The 16,156-nt window shown below is 71.7% G+C and carries 17 protein-coding genes; 11 read left to right on the forward strand and 6 right to left on the reverse strand.

All coding sequences use genetic code 11. The features are described from left to right. Positions 1 to 27 precede the first annotated feature (27 nt). The 6 genes from K8612_RS37705 to K8612_RS37730 all read left to right on the forward strand — a co-directional run bounded on the left by K8612_RS37705 (position 28) and on the right by K8612_RS37730 (position 6,088). Positions 28 to 870, forward strand: coding sequence for a GIN domain-containing protein (locus tag K8612_RS37705; protein WP_223739543.1), 843 nt, complete (start codon positions 28 to 30; stop codon positions 868 to 870). Positions 871 to 922: 52 nt separating this feature from the next. Continuing rightward, a complete protein-coding gene (locus K8612_RS37710; protein ID WP_223765775.1) occupies positions 923 to 1,930 on the forward strand; it encodes a zinc-dependent alcohol dehydrogenase family protein in 1,008 nt (335 codons plus the stop codon). Positions 1,931 to 2,025: 95 nt separating this feature from the next. Further along, positions 2,026 to 2,655, forward strand: a complete 630-nt coding sequence (locus K8612_RS37715; RefSeq protein ID WP_223765776.1) for a DUF1360 domain-containing protein — start codon at positions 2,026 to 2,028, stop codon at positions 2,653 to 2,655. Between the two features lie 87 nt (positions 2,656 to 2,742). Then, entirely contained in the window at positions 2,743 to 4,128 is a 1,386-nt protein-coding gene (locus K8612_RS37720; RefSeq protein ID WP_223765777.1) for a DUF2079 domain-containing protein, read from the forward strand. 47 nt (positions 4,129 to 4,175) lie between these two features. After that, on the forward strand, positions 4,176 to 5,594 hold the full coding sequence (locus tag K8612_RS37725; RefSeq protein ID WP_223765778.1) for a S41 family peptidase: 1,419 nt from the start codon (positions 4,176 to 4,178) through the stop codon (positions 5,592 to 5,594). Positions 5,595 to 5,752: 158 nt separating this feature from the next. Beyond that, the gene (locus K8612_RS37730) at positions 5,753 to 6,088 is read left to right on the forward strand and encodes an HPF/RaiA family ribosome-associated protein (protein ID WP_223739538.1); all 336 of its coding nucleotides are present in this window, start codon (positions 5,753 to 5,755) and stop codon (positions 6,086 to 6,088) included. Here the strand turns inward: K8612_RS37730 and K8612_RS37735 are convergent, their stop codons facing one another. Both K8612_RS37735 and K8612_RS37740 read right to left on the reverse strand, forming a co-directional pair. Further along, positions 6,089 to 7,228 carry an OprO/OprP family phosphate-selective porin gene (locus K8612_RS37735; protein ID WP_223765779.1) on the reverse strand — a complete coding sequence of 380 codons (1,140 nt, stop codon included), beginning with the start codon at positions 7,226 to 7,228 and terminating at the stop codon, positions 6,089 to 6,091. Continuing rightward, positions 7,225 to 8,121, reverse strand: coding sequence for a hypothetical protein (locus tag K8612_RS37740; RefSeq protein WP_223765780.1), 897 nt, complete (start codon positions 8,119 to 8,121; stop codon positions 7,225 to 7,227). Before K8612_RS37740 ends, K8612_RS37735 begins: the two co-directional genes overlap by 4 nt. Before the next feature lie 136 nt (positions 8,122 to 8,257). Here K8612_RS37740 and K8612_RS37745 point away from each other — a divergent pair, with 136 nt between their 5' ends. The 3 genes from K8612_RS37745 (at position 8,258) to K8612_RS37755 (ending at position 10,520) form a co-directional block, all read left to right on the forward strand. Beyond that, entirely contained in the window at positions 8,258 to 8,857 is a 600-nt protein-coding gene (locus K8612_RS37745) for a RedB protein (protein ID WP_223765781.1), read from the forward strand. 157 nt (positions 8,858 to 9,014) lie between these two features. Further along, a complete protein-coding gene (locus K8612_RS37750) occupies positions 9,015 to 10,100 on the forward strand; it encodes an aldo/keto reductase (protein WP_223765782.1) in 1,086 nt (361 codons plus the stop codon). Positions 10,101 to 10,166: 66 nt separating this feature from the next. After that, complete coding sequence (locus tag K8612_RS37755) at positions 10,167 to 10,520, forward strand: type II toxin-antitoxin system Phd/YefM family antitoxin (protein WP_223739533.1); 354 nt, start codon at positions 10,167 to 10,169, stop codon at positions 10,518 to 10,520. On the opposite strand, the gene K8612_RS37760 is transcribed toward K8612_RS37755, so the two are convergent. Then, entirely contained in the window at positions 10,444 to 10,716 is a 273-nt protein-coding gene (locus K8612_RS37760) for a type II toxin-antitoxin system RelE/ParE family toxin (protein WP_223739532.1), read from the reverse strand. The genes K8612_RS37755 and K8612_RS37760 overlap by 77 nt on opposite strands. A 266-nt stretch (positions 10,717 to 10,982) precedes the next feature. Here K8612_RS37760 and K8612_RS39695 point away from each other — a divergent pair, with 266 nt between their 5' ends. Beyond that, the gene (locus K8612_RS39695; protein WP_223765783.1) at positions 10,983 to 12,518 is read left to right on the forward strand and encodes an AgmX/PglI C-terminal domain-containing protein; all 1,536 of its coding nucleotides are present in this window, start codon (positions 10,983 to 10,985) and stop codon (positions 12,516 to 12,518) included. A gap of 56 nt (positions 12,519 to 12,574) precedes the next feature. Further along, positions 12,575 to 12,895: a hypothetical protein gene (locus tag K8612_RS37770; RefSeq protein ID WP_223765784.1), complete on the forward strand. Its 321-nt coding sequence runs from the start codon at positions 12,575 to 12,577 to the stop codon at positions 12,893 to 12,895. On the opposite strand, the gene pdxA is transcribed toward K8612_RS37770, so the two are convergent. The 3 genes from pdxA to K8612_RS37785 are packed head-to-tail and all read right to left on the reverse strand — an operon-like array spanning position 12,816 to position 15,903. Then, entirely contained in the window at positions 12,816 to 13,862 is a 1,047-nt protein-coding gene (gene pdxA, locus K8612_RS37775; protein WP_223765785.1) for a 4-hydroxythreonine-4-phosphate dehydrogenase PdxA, read from the reverse strand. The genes K8612_RS37770 and pdxA overlap by 80 nt on opposite strands. Next, positions 13,859 to 14,854: a peptidylprolyl isomerase gene (locus K8612_RS37780; RefSeq protein WP_304503947.1), complete on the reverse strand. Its 996-nt coding sequence runs from the start codon at positions 14,852 to 14,854 to the stop codon at positions 13,859 to 13,861. The genes pdxA and K8612_RS37780 overlap by 4 nt, the downstream gene beginning before the upstream one ends. A 41-nt stretch (positions 14,855 to 14,895) precedes the next feature. After that, positions 14,896 to 15,903 carry a peptidyl-prolyl cis-trans isomerase gene (locus tag K8612_RS37785; protein WP_223739527.1) on the reverse strand — a complete coding sequence of 336 codons (1,008 nt, stop codon included), beginning with the start codon at positions 15,901 to 15,903 and terminating at the stop codon, positions 14,896 to 14,898. Positions 15,904 to 16,156: the final 253 nt, after the last annotated feature.

Genomic DNA, 16,156 nt, shown 5'->3' on the forward strand with positions numbered 1-16,156 from the left:
ATCTGATTCGAAGGACGGGAGGGGAACATGTGGAAGCGCTTGGGATGGGCCGCGCTCGCGGCGGGGCTGATGTCCGGCTGCTACTTCACCGACGAGCTCCAGGGCGACGGCAACACCGTCACGGAGTCGCGCATGGCGACCGGCTTCTCCACCGTGGAGAACCGGGGCTCGATGGAGGTGGTGATTCGCGAGGGCGAGGCGCCGGACGTGAAGGTCACGCTGGATGAGAACCTCCAGCACCGCGTGCGCACCTTCGTGTCGCCCGGCAACACGCTGGTCATCGAGACGGACGGCTCGTTCGCGCCCCGGGGCCCGGCGCGCGTGGAGGTCCTCGTCCCGCGCATGGTGGGGGCGACGCAGGACGGCTCCGGCTCCCTGCGCGTGGAGGGCTTCGAGCACGTGAAGGAGGACGTGAAGCTGCTGGCGAAGGGCTCCGGTTCGCTGCGCTTCTGCGGCGGGGTGCGCACCCTGGAGGCGAAGCTCAGCGGCTCCGGGAGCATGGAGCTGTGCGCGGCGGGCGAGGGCCTGGCCGAGTGGGTGGACCTGTCGCAGTCCGGCTCCGGCGACCTGAAGTTCGAGGGGGCCGCGAAGCACGTGCGCGCCCGGGTGGACGGCTCCGGCTTCATGACCCTCCAGGGCGTCACCAACCGGCTCGACGCCTGGCTGGACGGCAGCGGTGGCATTGGCGCCCCGGGCCTCCGGGCGGTGGACGTGAACATCTCGTCGCGAGGCTCCGGCCCGGTGGCCGCGTACGTGGACGGGGGCGGGGCGAGCATCGTGCTCGACTCGTCGGGGAACGTGGACCTGTATGGCCATGCGCTGTCGACCCAGCTCCGGGTCAACGGCAGCGGTCGCGTCGTCTGGCACTGACTAGCTTGTCCTCGACACCCGTGGAGGGCACGGGTGGGGAGGCAGGCGGGCCATGGCAGGGACGATGCGGGCGATGGTGCTCCACGCACCGGGACAGCGCCTGCGGCAGGAGGAGCGGCCCATTCCGGAGCCCGGGCCGGAGCAGGTGCTGTTGAAGGTGCACGCCTGCGCGGTGTGCCGCACGGACCTGCACGTGGTGGACGGAGAGTTGACGCGCCCGAAGCTGCCGCTGGTGCCGGGCCACGAAATCGTGGCCACGGTGGTGGAGGCGGGCGCGCGGGTGGAGGGCTTCGCCCCCGGGCTGCGCGTGGGCGTGCCGTGGCTGGGGTGGAGCTGCGGGCAGTGCCGCTTCTGCCGCTCCGGGCGGGAGAACCTCTGCGACACGGCGCGCTTCACCGGCTACGACCTGGACGGGGGCTTCGCGGAGTACACCGTCGCGGATGCGCGCTTCTGCTTCCCGTTGCCGCCGTCGTACCGGGACGTGGAGGCCGCGCCGCTGATGTGCGCGGGGCTCATCGGCTTTCGCTGCCTGCGCATGGCGGGAGAGGGCCCCCGGCTGGGGCTGTATGGCTTTGGCGCCGCCGCGCACATCCTCATCCAGGTGGCGCGGCACCAGGGGCGCCGCGTGCATGCCTTCACGCGCGAGGGCGACGCGAAGGGCCAGGCGTTCGCGCGGGAGCTGGGCGCGGTGTGGGCGGGGGGCTCGGAGACGCCGCCGCCGGAGCCCCTGGACGCGGCCATCCTCTTCGCTCCCGTGGGGGCGCTGGTGCCCGCGGCGCTGAGGGCCGTGGACAAGGGCGGCGTGGTGGTGTGCGGCGGCATCCACATGAGCGACATCCCGTCGTTCCCCTACTCCATCCTGTGGGAGGAGCGCGGGGTGCGCTCGGTGGCGAACCTCACGCGTCAGGACGCCATGGACTTCCTGGCGTTGGCGCCGCGAGTGCCGGTGCGCACGGAGGTCCAGGCGTTCCCCCTGTCCGCCGCGAACAAGGCGCTCCAGGCCCTGCGTGAAGGCCGGGTGCGAGGGGCCGCGGTCCTGGACATGTCGCTGGCGGAGTAGGGCCGCGCTGGAGCGAGTGCCCGCGCGCCTGGCTGCCCGGATGCTTGGGGGCAGGGGGAGTGCACAGCTTTGGCGGCACGGAGGCTGTGCACCCCATGAAAGCGATTCAGGAGACGGGACCATTCGAAGGGTATGACCTGGAGGAGACGCACCCGCTGGGCTCGTACGCCATCTTGCTGGGGACCTTCAGCACGACCGTGCTGGGCTTCCTGGGCTGGATGGGGGCGTCGGGGCGGAGCCTCCCCGAGCGGTTCAGCGGCCCTGACCTCGCGCTGCTTGGCGTCGCCACGCATGTCGTCACCCGGGTGGTGGCGGCGGACAAGGTCACGGCGGTGGTGCGCGCCCCGTTCACGCGGTTCAAGGGCAACGCCAGCGCGGGCGAGGTGAGTGAGCAGGCCCGTGGCACGGGGTTCCGTCGCGTGATGGGCGAGCTGCTGGACTGCCCCTTCTGCCTGAGCCCGTGGGTGGCCGCGTCCTTCCTCATGTCCGCCACGCTGCGTCCCCGTCAGACGCGGTTCGTGGCCTCCATCTTCGCGCTGAGCGGCGCGTCCTTCTACCTCCACCGGGCCTATGAATGGCTGGGCGAGAGCCTGCACCGCACCCGTTCGCAGGCGCAGATGCTGGCGAAGCGGCAGCAGCGCGAGGCCGACGCCGACGTGCAGCTCCCCGGCCGGGGGCCGCAGGTGGTGGAGCCGGGCCGCGCGCCCATCCCGTCCCCGAGCTGACCTGCGGAAGGTGGACCGCGAGAGTGTTTGGCGTTTGGATGCCGCCCGTCCGTGATGACTGGCGCCGTCCGACAGCGATTGTGGGAAATGCTCCTGCTGCCGGGGCTGGTGTTGGCGTGGCTGGTTTTGATGGTGGCGCCGGTGTGGCTCCAGGCCGCCCGCTTCTGCTTCGCGAGCTATGACCTGGGCATCTACACCCAGGCCCTGGCGCGTCTGTCATTCCAGGAGCCGAATCCCTGGCTCAGCGTCCGGCAGGTCCACCTGTTCGCGGACCACTTCGACCCGGTGCTGTGGCTGGCCCGGCCGCTCGTCGCGGTGCTGCCCGCGAAGTGGGTGGGGCTCGTGGCGGAAGGGGCCTTCGTCCTGCTGTCGCTCGCGCCGCTCGCGTGGCTCCAGGCGCGGGGGCTGCTGGACCGGGCCTCCACCGCGCTGCTGGGCGCGCTGCTGCTGTTCAACCCCGGGACGACGGCCGCGCTCACCTTTCCCATCCATCCCACCACGTGGGCCATGCTGCCGTGGACGTGGCTCGCGGTGGCGTATGGACTCAAGCGCACGGGGTGGATGCTGGGCGCGCTGGTGGTGCTGTTCGCGTGCAAGGAGGAGTTCCCCTTCGTGGGCCTGGTGCTCGCCGGAGGCCTGTGGCTGCGCGGTGAGCGGCGGGCCGCGCTGGCGGTGTTCGCGCTGTCGGCGGCGTGGCTCGCGTTCGTGTTCGTGGGGCGCTCGGGGTGGCTGGGGCAGACGGTGGACTACCGCTCGCGGCTGCTGCCGGAGCAGGGGCAGGGGTGGGGCGCGTACCTGCGGGAGCGGCTGGCCGGAAAGCAGGTGTCGCGCATCGGCACGCTGCTGGTGGGCTTCGTCCCCTTGAGCCTCTGGGCGTGGCGCCGCAAGTGGAGGCCGGATCCGCTGTGGCTGGCGCTGCTCCTGCCCATGCTGGCCATCCGCTTCACGGGCATGGCGTGGCGGTTCCAGTACGGCGCGCCCCTGATGGCCGCCGCGGTGATGGTGTTCCTGCCGCTCTTGCGCCAGCACCGCCCACCGGCCTGGGTGCTGCTGACGACGGGGCTGCTGCTCTACACGACCAACGACAACACCGCGCGCGCCGCGTGGCGCACCGTCTTCACCCCGGAGGCCTTCCCCGCGCACTGTCCCGCCACGGGCCCTCGCCTCGCGAGCGTCCGGCACGCGCTGGACGTCCTCGCCGCGAATCCGGGCGGACGGGTGCTGCTGGAGGGCCACCTCGTCGCGGAGGTGGGGGCGCGGGACGACGTCTTCGCGGTGGGCGGGCCGCAGTCCGATGACCTCGTCTACGACCTGGTGCTGGTGGAGCAGCCGCCCGCTGGCAGCGTCTGGCCGCTGCCTCCCGGACGCATGGAGGAGCTCATCGGCGCGTGGCGCTCGGGGCCGGACACCCAGGTGCTCCTCGACGACGGGCACGTCTTCCTGGCGCGAGGCCGCTTCACCGCGAGTCGCTGAGGCGCATTCGCAGGCAATGACCGCGCGGACCGCGCCGTAATAGGGGCATGTCTCTTCCCCTGCTCGTGGGCGCCCTGCTGACCGCGGCGGCCCCCTCTCCGTCCTCTCCGTACCTGGACTCGCGGACCACCGGCGCCGCGTACTGCTACGACCCGGAGAGCCCCGTGCTGCGCGAGGCCTTCCGCCGCCCGAAGCCCACGCCCGACACGCGCATGGACAGCGCCGCGCTGGCGGAGGACGTGCGCTTCCTGCACCAGCTCCTGCGCACCACGTACTCCGGCTGGCCGGAGCTGCTCGCGCACCGCACGTTCGACCCGGATGCCTTCTTCCAGGACTGGAGCGCGAAGCTGGCCGCGTCCGGGCCCACCGTGTCCTTCCAGGATGGCGTGCTCACGCCCACCCTCGCCATCCGCGAGGCGCTGACGGACAACCACTTCGGCCCATCCGGCCTCTTGAGCACGCTGCGCGAGGAGCCACGGCTCGCCTTCCGCGAGTACCAGGCCGACGCGCCTCCGGGACTTCAGCTCGCGTCCTGTGACGCGAGCACCGTGGCGGGCGCGCAGACGGACACGCTGCGGGTGGCGCCGGTGCTGAAGCAGGATGGCTCCCGCGCGCAGCGGCTCACCGTGTCCGCGCGAGGCGGAGGCGACGCGCGGACGCTCCGGTGCGGTGACACGTCGCTGCCGCTCACGGTGCGCCCCTCGCGTCCGGGCCGGGAGTTCGCGCCGAAGGACACCTATACATACGAGCCGAAGGGCGACGTGGGCATCATCACGATCCGCCGCTTCTCCGGACCGCCCGAGGCCGAAGCCGGGCTGCGCCAGTTCGTCGCGGACGCGCCGAAGCACCGCAAGCACAAGCTGCTGGTGTTCGACCTCCGGGGCAACAGCGGCGGCAACGACGGCTATGTGTATGAATGGCTGGACACCCTGGTGCGCGGGCCGTGGTTCGCCTCCGGAGAGGTGTGGATGCACGGCGCCTTCTATCCGTGCTTCGAATGGAACTCGCGCGTGCAGCGTCAGGCCATGGATGGACGGCTGGACACGCCGGAGGCGAAGGCGGAGCGTGACGCCATCCGGGCGAAGTGGCCCGTGACGCCGGAGCCCTCGCGCCCCGTGTTCGACAGCGGCCGCGTGGAGGGCCACGCGAAGACGCCCTTCACGGGGCGCATCGTGGTGCTGGTGGACCGGAACTCCGCGTCCTCGGGAGAGAGCGGAGCCTACGCCCTGCACCGCGCCACGGGGGCGCCAATGGTGGGGGAGAGGACGGCGGGCTTGCTCACCTACGGCAACGCGCCGAGCTTCGTGCTGCCGCGCACGGGTTTCGCGTGGGTGGTGCCCACCAAGCGCAATTTTTTCGCCGACCCCGTGGAGGGCGTGGGACACGCCGTGCAGGTGTACCTGGACGCGGAGGACCTGGGCCGGCCCGTCGCGGAGCTGCTGCCTCGCCTGCGCAAGCTGCCGTGAGTCAACGTGCCCCACGCACCGGGGCGCGTGTCCCGTCATGCCCCGTTGGATGGGGGCCGTTATAGGTATTTCCGTGGGCCCGGGACGTTGGCAGGGCTCATGCAAATGCCTTGAATCCACACCGGCTCCAGAGCACGGAGCCCAACCCGAGGCGGACGATGAAGCGCGCACTGCGAATCACCTACCGGGGCATGGAGACGAGCGACACCCTCAACGAGCACATCCGCGACCAGGCGGACAAGCTGGAGCAGTTCTACGACGGCATCACCGGCTGCAACGTGGTGGTGGAGGAGCCGCACCGCCACCACGCCCAGGGGCACCGCTTCCACGTGCGCGTGGAGCTGCACGTGCCGGGCAGGGACATCGTCGCGGACCGGGAGCCGGCGGAGCTCGCGGCCCACGCGGACGCCTACCAGGCCGTCACCGACGCCTTCGAGGCCGCGCGGCGCCAACTGCAACACCACGCGGACCGCCAGCACGCGCACCACCGCTAGTCATTGCAGGCTGACCGTGGTGCGCAGGAGCGCCAGGTACGACCAGTCGCGCGTGGGCATCTCCACGGGCGGCGTGTCGTAGTGGTTCACGTAGCCCGCGACGCCGAAGCCCAGGAAGCGCGTGACCCACCAGCGCAACGCCAGCGCGCCGCCCGTGGTGCCTCCGGGCTCCACGTCCGGCGCGCCCCGGCCCAGCCACAGCCGCTCCACGCGCGCGGCCAGCTCCAGTGAGCCGGAGGGGATGCCCTCCGAGCCCACGCCCGCGAGCGCTTCCGGCCACCGCGCCCCCTGGCGCGGCATGCCCCGGATGACCCAGGACGCCTCCACGCCCAGGCCCTGGCTGCTCATCGTGGGCAGGGCTTCGCGAGGCGTGGCCGGGTTGCCGTCCGTGTCGCGCGAGCGGTGCTCCCACGCGGCGGCGGCCTGCACGTCCACGCGCACCGGCCCCGCGTCCAGCCGCCCGTGCGCCTCCGTCACGGTGCGGTAGCCGGACACCGGAGGCGGCCGGTAGAAGAGGAAGTTCTGTGCCCCGCGCCCGCCGATGCCGGGCCGGTCGAAGGCGTCCTCCACGTGCGCGCCCGCGCCCACGCGGACGCCGCCGTGGCGCACGTCCATCCGCACGTCCACGGAGGGCTGGGCGTTGTCGTTGCCCAAGGGGCTGCCGGAGCCGTTGCCCAGCCGCAGCCAGCCCTCCAGGGGCAGCGACGCGGGCGTCCACTGCACCTCCGCGCCCAGGTCGCGCCGGGCCCAGAACGCCGCCGTCACCAGCGGCAGCTCCGGGATGGGCAGCGTCTCGATGCTCTGGTCGCGCCCGGCGGGGAACAGCGGCGTCTTCGCGTAGCCCACGGAGAAGCGCAGCCCGTCGATGACGAGGAAGTCCACGTACGCGTCCAGTAGCGCGGGCTTCTCCTGCGCCCACTCCGCCGTGCCCACGGCCACCAGCCAGGGCACGGGCTGGCCTCGTCCGCCCAGGCGCAGGCGCGCCAGGTTGAAGCCGTTGTGCCCCTCGATGTCGTCCGCGTGGACGCGGTAGTCCACCTCCCCCACGAAGGTAGGGGTGAAGCGCGGGAAGTTCTCCTCCCCGGCCAGGGCGGTCGCTGACGCGAGCAGGGCCAGCGTGAACAGGGAAGCGGACTTCATTCGAGCGGGATGATGCGCAGGGTGTGGTTCGTGCCGTCTTCCGGAGTGCCGTCATGGTCGGCGATGAAGAGGCGCTTGTTCTTCGCATCCCAGGCCAGGCCGTGCGGCTCCTGGAAGCCGCCGGCCACCACGCTCACCTCGCCCGTCTGGCGGATGCTCAGCACGGTGCCGTCGCGGCTGCCGGTGAGCAGCGTGTCGTTGGGGCCCACGGCCAGCAGGTCCGGGCTGTTCAGCGTGGCGAAGGCCACCAGTTGCGACGGCGCGGACAGCGGCGCGCGGTACACCTTGCCCGCGAGCTGGTCGCTGATGAAGAGCGAGTCCTTCACCGCGAGCACGCCCACGGGCTTCTGGAGCGCGCCCACCACCTCCGTCTCGGTGCCGTCCAGCGTGAGGCGGGCCACGCTGCCCACGTTCACGTTGTTGTTGCGCACGAAGTAGCCGTCGTAGAGCTGCCCGTCCTCGGTGACGGTGATGCCGATGCGGCGGCGCACCGCAGGCAGGTTGGGGACGATGGCGGACGTGCCATCCGGCCGGACGTAGACGACGTCGCCTGCGGTGCCGCCTCCGAAGCGCACCACCACCAGCGTGCCGTCCGGCAGCCGCACCAGGTCACCCAGGCCCGGGCCGTTCGCGGGCGCCGCGGGCAGGTCCGCCACCTTCGCGATGCCCTCGCCGTCGCGGTAGCTCAGCACGCGGTTGTTCTGGTCGTCGGCCATGTAGAGGGTCGCGCTCTCCGCGTCCCACCAGAGGCCGTTGGGGTCGCCGTCCAACGCGATGGTCTTGGGGCCCCGCTCGATGACGGGGTTCTCCGAGGGGCCGGGCACTTCGGGGGACGACGAGCAACCCACGGCGGCCAGCGTCATGCCCAGCAGGGCAGGGAAGAGGATTCGCATGGAACCCCCTCCTAGCGCAGGGGGAGGCCGGGAAATACAGGCACCGGACATTGACCCGGCCCTGGAGGGCGCGACGCCGCCGGGGCGTGTGCCGGTAGCGTCACGGTGGACGGACATCTCCCAGGAGTCGTTCGGAATGAGCGGGTCTTCTACCCGGGGCTGGCTGATGCTCGCGGGGGCGCTGTGGTTGGGCGGAATCGTCACGGGCATCGTGGCGCTGGCCCGGTACGCGATGACGCCGGGCGCCGCGCCCGCGACGGCGGCGACGTGGCCGGAGGGAACGCGGCTGGTGCGCCAGGCCGGACGTCCGGTGCTGGTGATGCTGGCGCATCCGAAGTGCGTCTGCACGCGGGCGAGCCTGGCGGAGCTGGCGCAGGTGATGGCGCACGCGGGCGGGCGCGCGGAGGCGTTCGTGCTGTTCCTGCGTCCGGAGGGACTGGAGGACGGCTGGGAGCAAGGCGACCTGTGGCGCACGGCCGCGAGCATCCCGGGCGTCACGGCGCTGCGTGACCCGGACGGCGTGGAGGCGAAGCGCTTCGGCGCGACGACCTCCGGGCACGTGGTGCTCTACGGCGCGGACGGGCGCCTGCGCTTCAGCGGAGGCATCACGGTGGCGCGCGGGCACGTGGGCGACAGCCCGGGACGCGAGGCGCTGGAGCGCGTGCTGCGCGAGGACGGCGAGGGCGGCGGCACCCCGGTGTATGGCTGCGCGCTGGAGACGCCGGAGGGGCGCTGAGGCGCGCGGATGTCCTGCGCTGGTCGAATGGGCGCGGGAGCGTGTCTGGCTTTGGACGTCCCGGGGGGGAGGGCGGTTGGCGCGGTGGAGGCGTCTGGGATTGGCTCCGCGCGCTTCTGGCGGCCGTGCCACGTTCATCCGCGGGGGAATCCAGTCCATGTCGCTCGACCACTACGTCACCCTGGGCCGCTCCGGCCTGCGCGTCAGCCCCTTCTGCCTGGGGGCCATGACGTTCGGCGAGGACCTGGGCTGGGGCAGCAGCGTGGAGACGTCCAACGCCATCCTGGACCGCTTCATCGAGCGGGGCGGGAACTTCATCGACACGGCGAACGCGTACACGTTCGGGCACTCGGAGAAGATCATCGGGGACCACATCGGGAGGCACCCGGCGAAGCGCGACCGGGTGGTCATCGCGACGAAGTTCTTCTCCAACCTGTTCGAGAAGGACCCGAATGGCGGCGGCGCGGGCCGCAAGTCGGTGATGGCGGCATGCGACGAATCGCTGCGCCGGCTTCAGACGGACTACATCGACCTGTACTGGATGCACGCCTGGGACGCGAACACGCCCATCGAGGAGACGATGCGGGCGCTGGACGACCTGGTGCGCTCGGGCAAGGTCCGCTACGTGGGCTTCTCCGACACGCCCGCGTGGAAGGTGTCGCAGGCGCAGGTGACGGCCTTCTTCCGGGGCTGGGCGCCGCTGGTGGCGTTGCAGATCGAGTACTCGCTGCTGGAGCGCACGGTGGAGGGCGAGCTCATCCCGATGGCGCGAGAGCTGGGGCTGGGCGTGACGCCGTGGTCGCCGCTGCGCAGCGGGGTGCTGAGCGGCAAGTACACGCGGGAGAACGCGGGCAGGCAGAAGGCGGACCGGGGCGCGTGGGCGGAGGCGTCGCTCAACGAGAAGACCTACAAGCTCATCGACGTGCTCCAGCGCGTGGCGAAGGAGCAGGCCTCCACGGTGGCGCGCGTGGCGCTGGCCTGGGTGCAGGGCCGGCCGGGCGTGGCGTCCACCATCCTGGGCGCGCGCACGCTGGAGCAGTTGGACAACAACCTGGGCGCGCTGGACGTGAAGCTCACGCCCGCGCAGGTGAAGGCGCTGGACGACGAATCCCAGCCCACGCTCAACTTCCCGGCGGCCTTCCTCCAGGGCGCGCCGTCCTTCATGCACGCGGGCCTGCGCGTGAACGGAGTCCAGGCCCCGCCCAGCAACCTGACGCCCAAGGCAGGCACCCCCCGGTACTGAGGTGGAACGCCGTGTCGGGGCATTCTGTATGATACGTACAGAACGTACGTTTCCCGAGGAACGGCCATGATGGAAGTCAGCATCACCGAAGCGCGCGACGACCTGGCGGAGCTGCTCAACCGGGCGGCCTACGGGAAGGAGCGGCTCGTCCTGACCCGGCACGGCAAGAAGCTGGTCGCGGTGATTCCCTTCGAGGACCTCCAGGCGCTGGAGGCGCTGGAGGACCGGCGGGACATCCAGAAGGCGGACGCCGCGCGCCGGGAGTCCGAGGGCCAGCCGCGCGTCGCGTGGAAGCAGGTGAAGGCGGAGCTGGGGCTCACGAAGAAGAAGGCGAAGAAACCGGCTAGCGGTAGATCTCCCGCCGGTGGCCCAGCTCGACGATCAACACCACGAGCCGGCCGTCCTCGACCTGGTAGATGACGCGGTAGTCACCGATGCGGATCCGCAGGTAGTCGCTGCCCTTGAGCTTCTCCGCGCCCACGGGCCGGGGCTCCGTGGCCAGGGCGTCGATCCGCTTCGCGATGCGGCGCTGATGGACCGGATCCACCGCCGCGAGCTGCTTCACGGCGGCCTGGAGGAACTCGACCGTATAGATGGCGGAGGGCTTCGTGCTCATTCGGGGCGGGTGGCCCCCGAGTGTCTACCTGCCCCTCCTGACATGGCGGGTTGGCAGTGGAAAGCCGAACCCTGTCGGCACACCGGCGCACAGTGTGGAGTGCGGGGCCTTACGTTTCGGGGCTCGGGTGGGGGCAAAGGGCCGCTGGAACGTTCACGGGCGGACGCTGGCGGTAGCGCGAACGGGGGGCGTTCCTAACATCGGCCCCCTGGCAGTGAGTCGGTGGTCGGGCGGTCTGGCGCGGTACGGGCGGCGGGGAGGGTGGCGTGAGCGAGCGACTGACGGGTGATGTGTCTTCGCGGGCGCAGGCGGGTGGTCCGGACTTCTCCCGCGACCCCGAGACCTTCGAAGCAGAGCTGGATGCGTGCCTCGAACGCGCCCTCTCCTCCGTGTCCTCCGAAGAAGAGGAGCTCGTGCCGGAGTCCTTCGCGACCGGCCCGCTGCGCACGCTGCTCGACCTGGCCTCCACGGAGGAGTCCTGGCTCCAGTCGCTGCCGCCGTCCTCCAACGACAACGTGGAGCCCCAGCTCACGCTGTCCGCCGAGGCCGCGAACGTCGTCATCCCGGAGTGGCTGCGCGCGGAGGAGTCCGCGTCCAGCACCTCCCAGCAGCGCTCCTGCGGCGCCGTGACGTCGTGGGATGCCCCGCCGCCGTCGCCCGCCTGGGCCACGCCCGGCTCTCCCGCCGAGGCCTACGCGCCGCAGCCGTGGATGCCGTACGCCCCCGTGGCGCCCGAGCCTCCGCCGCCCGTCATCGCCGACGCCTCCACGCACATCCTCGGCATGAGCCCCATGTCCTTCGTCAGCGCCGTGGCGATGGGCGCGCTCGCCGCGGGGCTCCTCGTCGTCGCGGGCCTGCGGCTCACGTCGAAGGATGAGGCGCGGTCCATGCCGCAAGCGCAGGTCCTGACTGGCACCGTCGCCGCGCGAGCCGGCGCTCCGGGAACGCAGGGCTTCGCGACGACTCAGCCGAACACCCTGGCCACCCAGGGCGCCATGCCCGCGCAGGGCTTCTACGGTGTCCCCGGCATCCAGGCGGGCACGCCGGACCTCTCCCAGTCCATCGCGGGCGGCGTGAACACCCCCGCACTCACGGACGCGCAGCGCGCCGCGCAGGCCCTCACCCCGAACACGCCCGTCCTCGCGGGCCCCGCGAGCGCGGGCCTGACCACCGGCCTGCACACGCTGGCCCCGGACCCCACGCCGTCCCAGCAGCCCGCTCCGGCGGCGCCGAAGAAGGCCCCCGTGGCCCAGCGCGCCGCCACGCTCGAAGCGCCCGAGGACACCGGCGATGTCCGCGAGATGTCCTTCGGCGGCGAAATCTCCGAGGAGGAGCTGGCCCGGGCCCGTCAGGCCGCCGCCGAAGCCGAGGCCGAGGAAGCCGCGCAGCCCGAATCCGAAATCGACGAGGACTTCGCCCGCGAGCTCGGCTTCACCGACGACGCGGAGGCCTCCGCCCCGAAGCAGACCCAGGAGAAGACCGTCTACATCCCGCCGGCCCCGACCTCCGAGCGCGAGCAGCTCGCGCCCTCGGACATCACCAACGTGGTCGTCACGAACCAGCCCGCCATCGCCGCCTGCGTCCAGAACTTCAAGGCCGGCACCGCGCTGGAGAACGGCGGACGCTTCCAACTGCGCTGGTCCGTGGACACCGCCGGCACCGTCTCCGGCGTCGCCATGGAGACCGAGGCCCTGCAGGGCTCCCCGCTCGCCGGCTGCATCGAGGACCAGGTGCGCGGCTGGAAGTTCCCCGTGCACCGCGTCGCCATGAACGCCCCCGTGCACTACCCCTTCGTCTTCTAACCCTCCTACTTCCCCCGCGACGCTCGACGAGGTGTGGGCGCTGGTTAGATTGGCGCATGGCCGCGCGGGAGGAAGAAGACCCCATCGAGTTGCACCTGTGTCACCGTTGCCTGATGCGGCTGCCGGTGGACGCGGGCGGGGTGGACCTTCCGCGCCGGGTGCGTGAAGCGCTCAAGGCCCACGGCCTGGCGGACAAGACGCAGCTCATCCCGGCGTCCTGCCTGGGTCACTGCCCCACGGGGAAGGTCACCGTGCTCGTGGTCCCCGACGCCACGGCGCGGGGCACGCACGCGAAGCTCATCGACCCGAAGGAGGACGGCGAGGACCTCGCGAGGCACCTGTGCGACCGGCTCGCGCCGAAAGCCGGGCCGCCTTGAGCAGGGCCTCCATCATGGGCACGCAGCTCGCGGTCCCCGTGCCGGCGATCGCATAGGCGGTGCCGTGGTCCGGGGACGTGCGCGGCACCGGCAGGCCCAGCGTCACGTTCACCGTGCGCTCGAAGTCCAGCGCCTTGGCCGGGATGAGCCCCTGGTCGTGGTACATGGCCAGCACCGCGTCGTACTTCGCGCCGACCTCATCGGGCCGGGCGAACAGGCCGTCCGCGGGGATGGGCCCGTGCGCATCCACCCGCTTCGCCCGCGCGAGGCGGATGGCGGGCCCGATCACCTCCACCTCCTCGCGCCCCAGCATCCCGCCTTCGCCCGCATGCGGGTTGAGCCCCAGCACGGCGATGCGCGGCTTGCGGCCCACCACCGGCTGGAGGCTGCGCGAGAGCAACTGGAGCTGCGCCACCAGCTTCTCCACCGTCAGCAGCTTCGGCAGCGCGGAAATGGGGACGTGGTTCGTCGCCAGCGCGATGCGCACGCGAGGCCCGTCCATCATCATCAACACGTCCACGCCGAACGCGTCCGCCAGCACCTCCGTGTGGCCCATGAAGGGGATGCCCGCGCGCGAGATCTCCTCCTTCGACACGGGCGCGGTGCACAGCGCGTCCACCGTCCCGGCGCGCATCGCGTCGATGGCGGCGCGCACGTACGCGTACTGTGCCTTGCCGCCCTCGCGCGTGGGCTTGCCCGGCACGCGGTGCTTCGCCGGCAGGTGCGTGACCTCCACCACCGCGGGCCCTGTCGTGCGGCCCAGCGCTTCCAGGGCCACGCGCGGGAAGCGGCGGAAGAGGGGGAAGCCGTCCAGCGTGGGCCCGTCACCGAACACCACGGGCACCAGCGCGCGGCGCACCGCGGGCTTCGCCAGCGCCAGGGCCGTCACCTCCGGCCCGATGCCGGACACGTCCCCCAGCGAGATGCCCACGCGGGGCCGCGCGTCCGCCGTGGCCACCGCGCTCACATCTTCACTTCGACGTTGGCCTTCGAGCGCAGCTCCTGGACGTACTGGTCCAGGAACTTCTCCGTCTTCTCGTTGAGGAGCTTGGACTCCAGCTTGGGCTTCATCTCCTCGAAGGAGGCCACGGCCACGTTGCGGCGCTCCTCCACCTTGAGGATGTGCCAGCCGAAGTTGGTGCGGATGGGCTCGCTGACCTCGCCCTCCTTGAGGTTGAAGGCGGCCTTCTCGAAGGCGGGCACCATCACGCCGCGCTTGAAGTAGCCCAGGTCGCCGCCGTCCGCCGCGCTGGGGCCCTCGCTGCGGGCGCGCGCCAGGGCCGCGAAGTCCATGCCCGGCCGGCGGGCCTCCTGCGCGATGCCCTCCGCCTTCTGCTTCGCGGCGGCCACCTGCTCCGGCGTGGCCTTGGGGTCCACCTGCACCAGGATGTGGCGGGCGTGCACCTCCACGTCCTCGGTCTCCAGGCGCGTGTACTGCGTGTACGCGGCCTTCAGGTCCTCCTCGGTGACCTTCACCTTGGGGCCCACCTTCATGCGCAAGAGCTTGTCGCGCACCACACGCTTGCGCAGCATGTCCTTGTAGCTGGCGAGCGTGAAGCCCTCGTTCTTGAGCAACTGCTCGAACTGGCTCATGTCGCTGACGTTGTTCTGCTTGAGCACGTCCTGCACCAGCTCATCCACCTCCGCCTCGGTGGTGGTGATGCCCAACTGCTGGACCTCCGCCTCCATCAGCTTCTCGCCGATGAGCGTGTCCAGCGCGGTCTTCATCAACTGCGCGCGGGCCTCGGCGCGCCGGTGCGGGTCGATTTCGGAGTTCACGCGCTGGAGCTCCGGCGCGGCGCGCTGCTGCACCTCCGACAGCGGGATGATGTCGCGGTTCACCACCGCCGCCACCTTGTCCACCAGCTCCGCGCGGGCGGACGTGGCCCCCGTGAAGAGCATCACCGCCGCCAGGAACGCCACCAGGTTCTTCATCGCAACGACCCTCTTGAACGCCATGACACCGGCGAGCCCAACCGCCCGGCCCCCGGAAAAGTCCTTCACTTCGCCGCCTGCGGCGCCGGCCGCCCGCGGATGGTCTGCAGCGTGGCCTCGTTCACCACCACCTGGGCCTTGTCGCGAAGGTCCTTCTCGAAGGACTCCTGCGCCGCCGCCCGCTTGGCCTCCAGGAGGCGCCCCTCCACCTTCGCGCGCACCTCCGCCAGCTCCCGCTTCCTCGCCGGCCTGCGCTCCAGCACCTTGAACAGGTGGTAGCCGTACTCCGTGGACACCACGTCCGAAACCTGCCCCACCCCCAGCTTGAATACCACCTCGTCGAAGGCCGGCGGCATCTGTCCCCGGGGGAAGAAGCCCAGGTCGCCCCCCACCTTGGCGTCCGCGCTGAGCGAATAGCGCCGGGCGAGGTCGGAGAACTTCTTGCCCGCCTTGAGCTGCACCTGGAGCCGGCGCGCCTCGTCCAGGCCCTTCACCACCATCTGCGCGGCGTGGACCTCCTCCGGCTCCTGGAAGTCCGCCTCGTGCGCCGCGTAGTACGCGCGCAGCTCCTCCTCCGTCACCGCCACGCGCGAATAGACGTGGTGGGTGAAGAGCTTCTCGATGGTGAGCCGGCTCGCCTCGCGGGCGCGCAGCTCCGCCATGGACAACTGCCCCTGGGCGAGCACTTCATTGAAGTTGCCCGCCGGGTAGTCGCCGGACAGCCGCAGCACGCCGCGGTCCACCTCCTCCGGCGTGACGGCGATGTTGTTCTGCTTCGCCGCCTGCAGGAGCAGCATCCGCTTCACGAGCGTGTCCACGAGCGCCCGCTTGAAGGGCTCCACCTCCTCGGGCGTGGGCTCGGGCCCCTCCGTGGTGGCCAGCTCCCGCGCCAGCTCCTGCTCGAAGTCCGCCCGGCTGAGCGACTCGCCGTTCACGGTGGCCACCACCGTGGGGTCCGGCCCCTCCTGGGCCTGCGGCCGGCAGCCCGTCAGCCCCAGCACGCCGAGGGCGAGGCCCAGGCTCAGGACGGCGGACCACGGCATCGGGGAGGCGCGGAAGGAAGCGGGACGCATGCGCGGAGGCCTCGGGGGAGGGGACGGGGGGCCGTCCACGGTGGTGCCGGGCCGCCGGGCTTTCAAGCGGGACGTCACGGCCGGGATGGGAAGCGAACGGATGGGCCCATGGGACGGCCTTCCGGGTAGCACGCCGGGCGGGCCCGGACAACCGGCGCCCCGGGAGGGGGCTGCCCCCTAGGGGGTGTCCCTAATTAAGCCAGAGCATCATGCAGGCCAGATGGAGGACCGCCAGGTAGTTGGTGGCGGTCTT

This window comes from Corallococcus sp. AS-1-6 (genome assembly GCF_020037015.1).
Taxonomy (GTDB): domain Bacteria; phylum Myxococcota; class Myxococcia; order Myxococcales; family Myxococcaceae; genus Corallococcus.

What these genes read in the sequence shown, in the direction of transcription:
- K8612_RS37705 (WP_223739543.1), top strand. Translation starts at nt 28, where the DNA reads ATGTGGAAGCGCTTGGGATGGGCCGCGCTCGCGGCGGGGCTGATGTCC.
- K8612_RS37710 (WP_223765775.1), top strand. Translation starts at nt 923, where the DNA reads ATGGCAGGGACGATGCGGGCGATGGTGCTCCACGCACCGGGACAGCGC.
- K8612_RS37715 (WP_223765776.1), top strand. Translation starts at nt 2,026, where the DNA reads ATGAAAGCGATTCAGGAGACGGGACCATTCGAAGGGTATGACCTGGAG.
- K8612_RS37720 (WP_223765777.1), top strand. Translation starts at nt 2,743, where the DNA reads ATGCTCCTGCTGCCGGGGCTGGTGTTGGCGTGGCTGGTTTTGATGGTG.
- K8612_RS37725 (WP_223765778.1), top strand. Translation starts at nt 4,176, where the DNA reads ATGTCTCTTCCCCTGCTCGTGGGCGCCCTGCTGACCGCGGCGGCCCCC.
- K8612_RS37730 (WP_223739538.1), top strand. Translation starts at nt 5,753, where the DNA reads ATGAAGCGCGCACTGCGAATCACCTACCGGGGCATGGAGACGAGCGAC.
- K8612_RS37735 (WP_223765779.1), bottom strand. Translation starts at nt 7,228, where the DNA reads ATGAAGTCCGCTTCCCTGTTCACGCTGGCCCTGCTCGCGTCAGCGACC.
- K8612_RS37740 (WP_223765780.1), bottom strand. Translation starts at nt 8,121, where the DNA reads ATGCGAATCCTCTTCCCTGCCCTGCTGGGCATGACGCTGGCCGCCGTG.
- K8612_RS37745 (WP_223765781.1), top strand. Translation starts at nt 8,258, where the DNA reads ATGAGCGGGTCTTCTACCCGGGGCTGGCTGATGCTCGCGGGGGCGCTG.
- K8612_RS37750 (WP_223765782.1), top strand. Translation starts at nt 9,015, where the DNA reads ATGTCGCTCGACCACTACGTCACCCTGGGCCGCTCCGGCCTGCGCGTC.
- K8612_RS37755 (WP_223739533.1), top strand. Translation starts at nt 10,167, where the DNA reads ATGATGGAAGTCAGCATCACCGAAGCGCGCGACGACCTGGCGGAGCTG.
- K8612_RS37760 (WP_223739532.1), bottom strand. Translation starts at nt 10,716, where the DNA reads ATGAGCACGAAGCCCTCCGCCATCTATACGGTCGAGTTCCTCCAGGCC.
- K8612_RS37770 (WP_223765784.1), top strand. Translation starts at nt 12,575, where the DNA reads ATGGCCGCGCGGGAGGAAGAAGACCCCATCGAGTTGCACCTGTGTCAC.
- K8612_RS37780 (WP_304503947.1), bottom strand. Translation starts at nt 14,854, where the DNA reads ATGGCGTTCAAGAGGGTCGTTGCGATGAAGAACCTGGTGGCGTTCCTG.
- K8612_RS37785 (WP_223739527.1), bottom strand. Translation starts at nt 15,903, where the DNA reads ATGCGTCCCGCTTCCTTCCGCGCCTCCCCGATGCCGTGGTCCGCCGTC.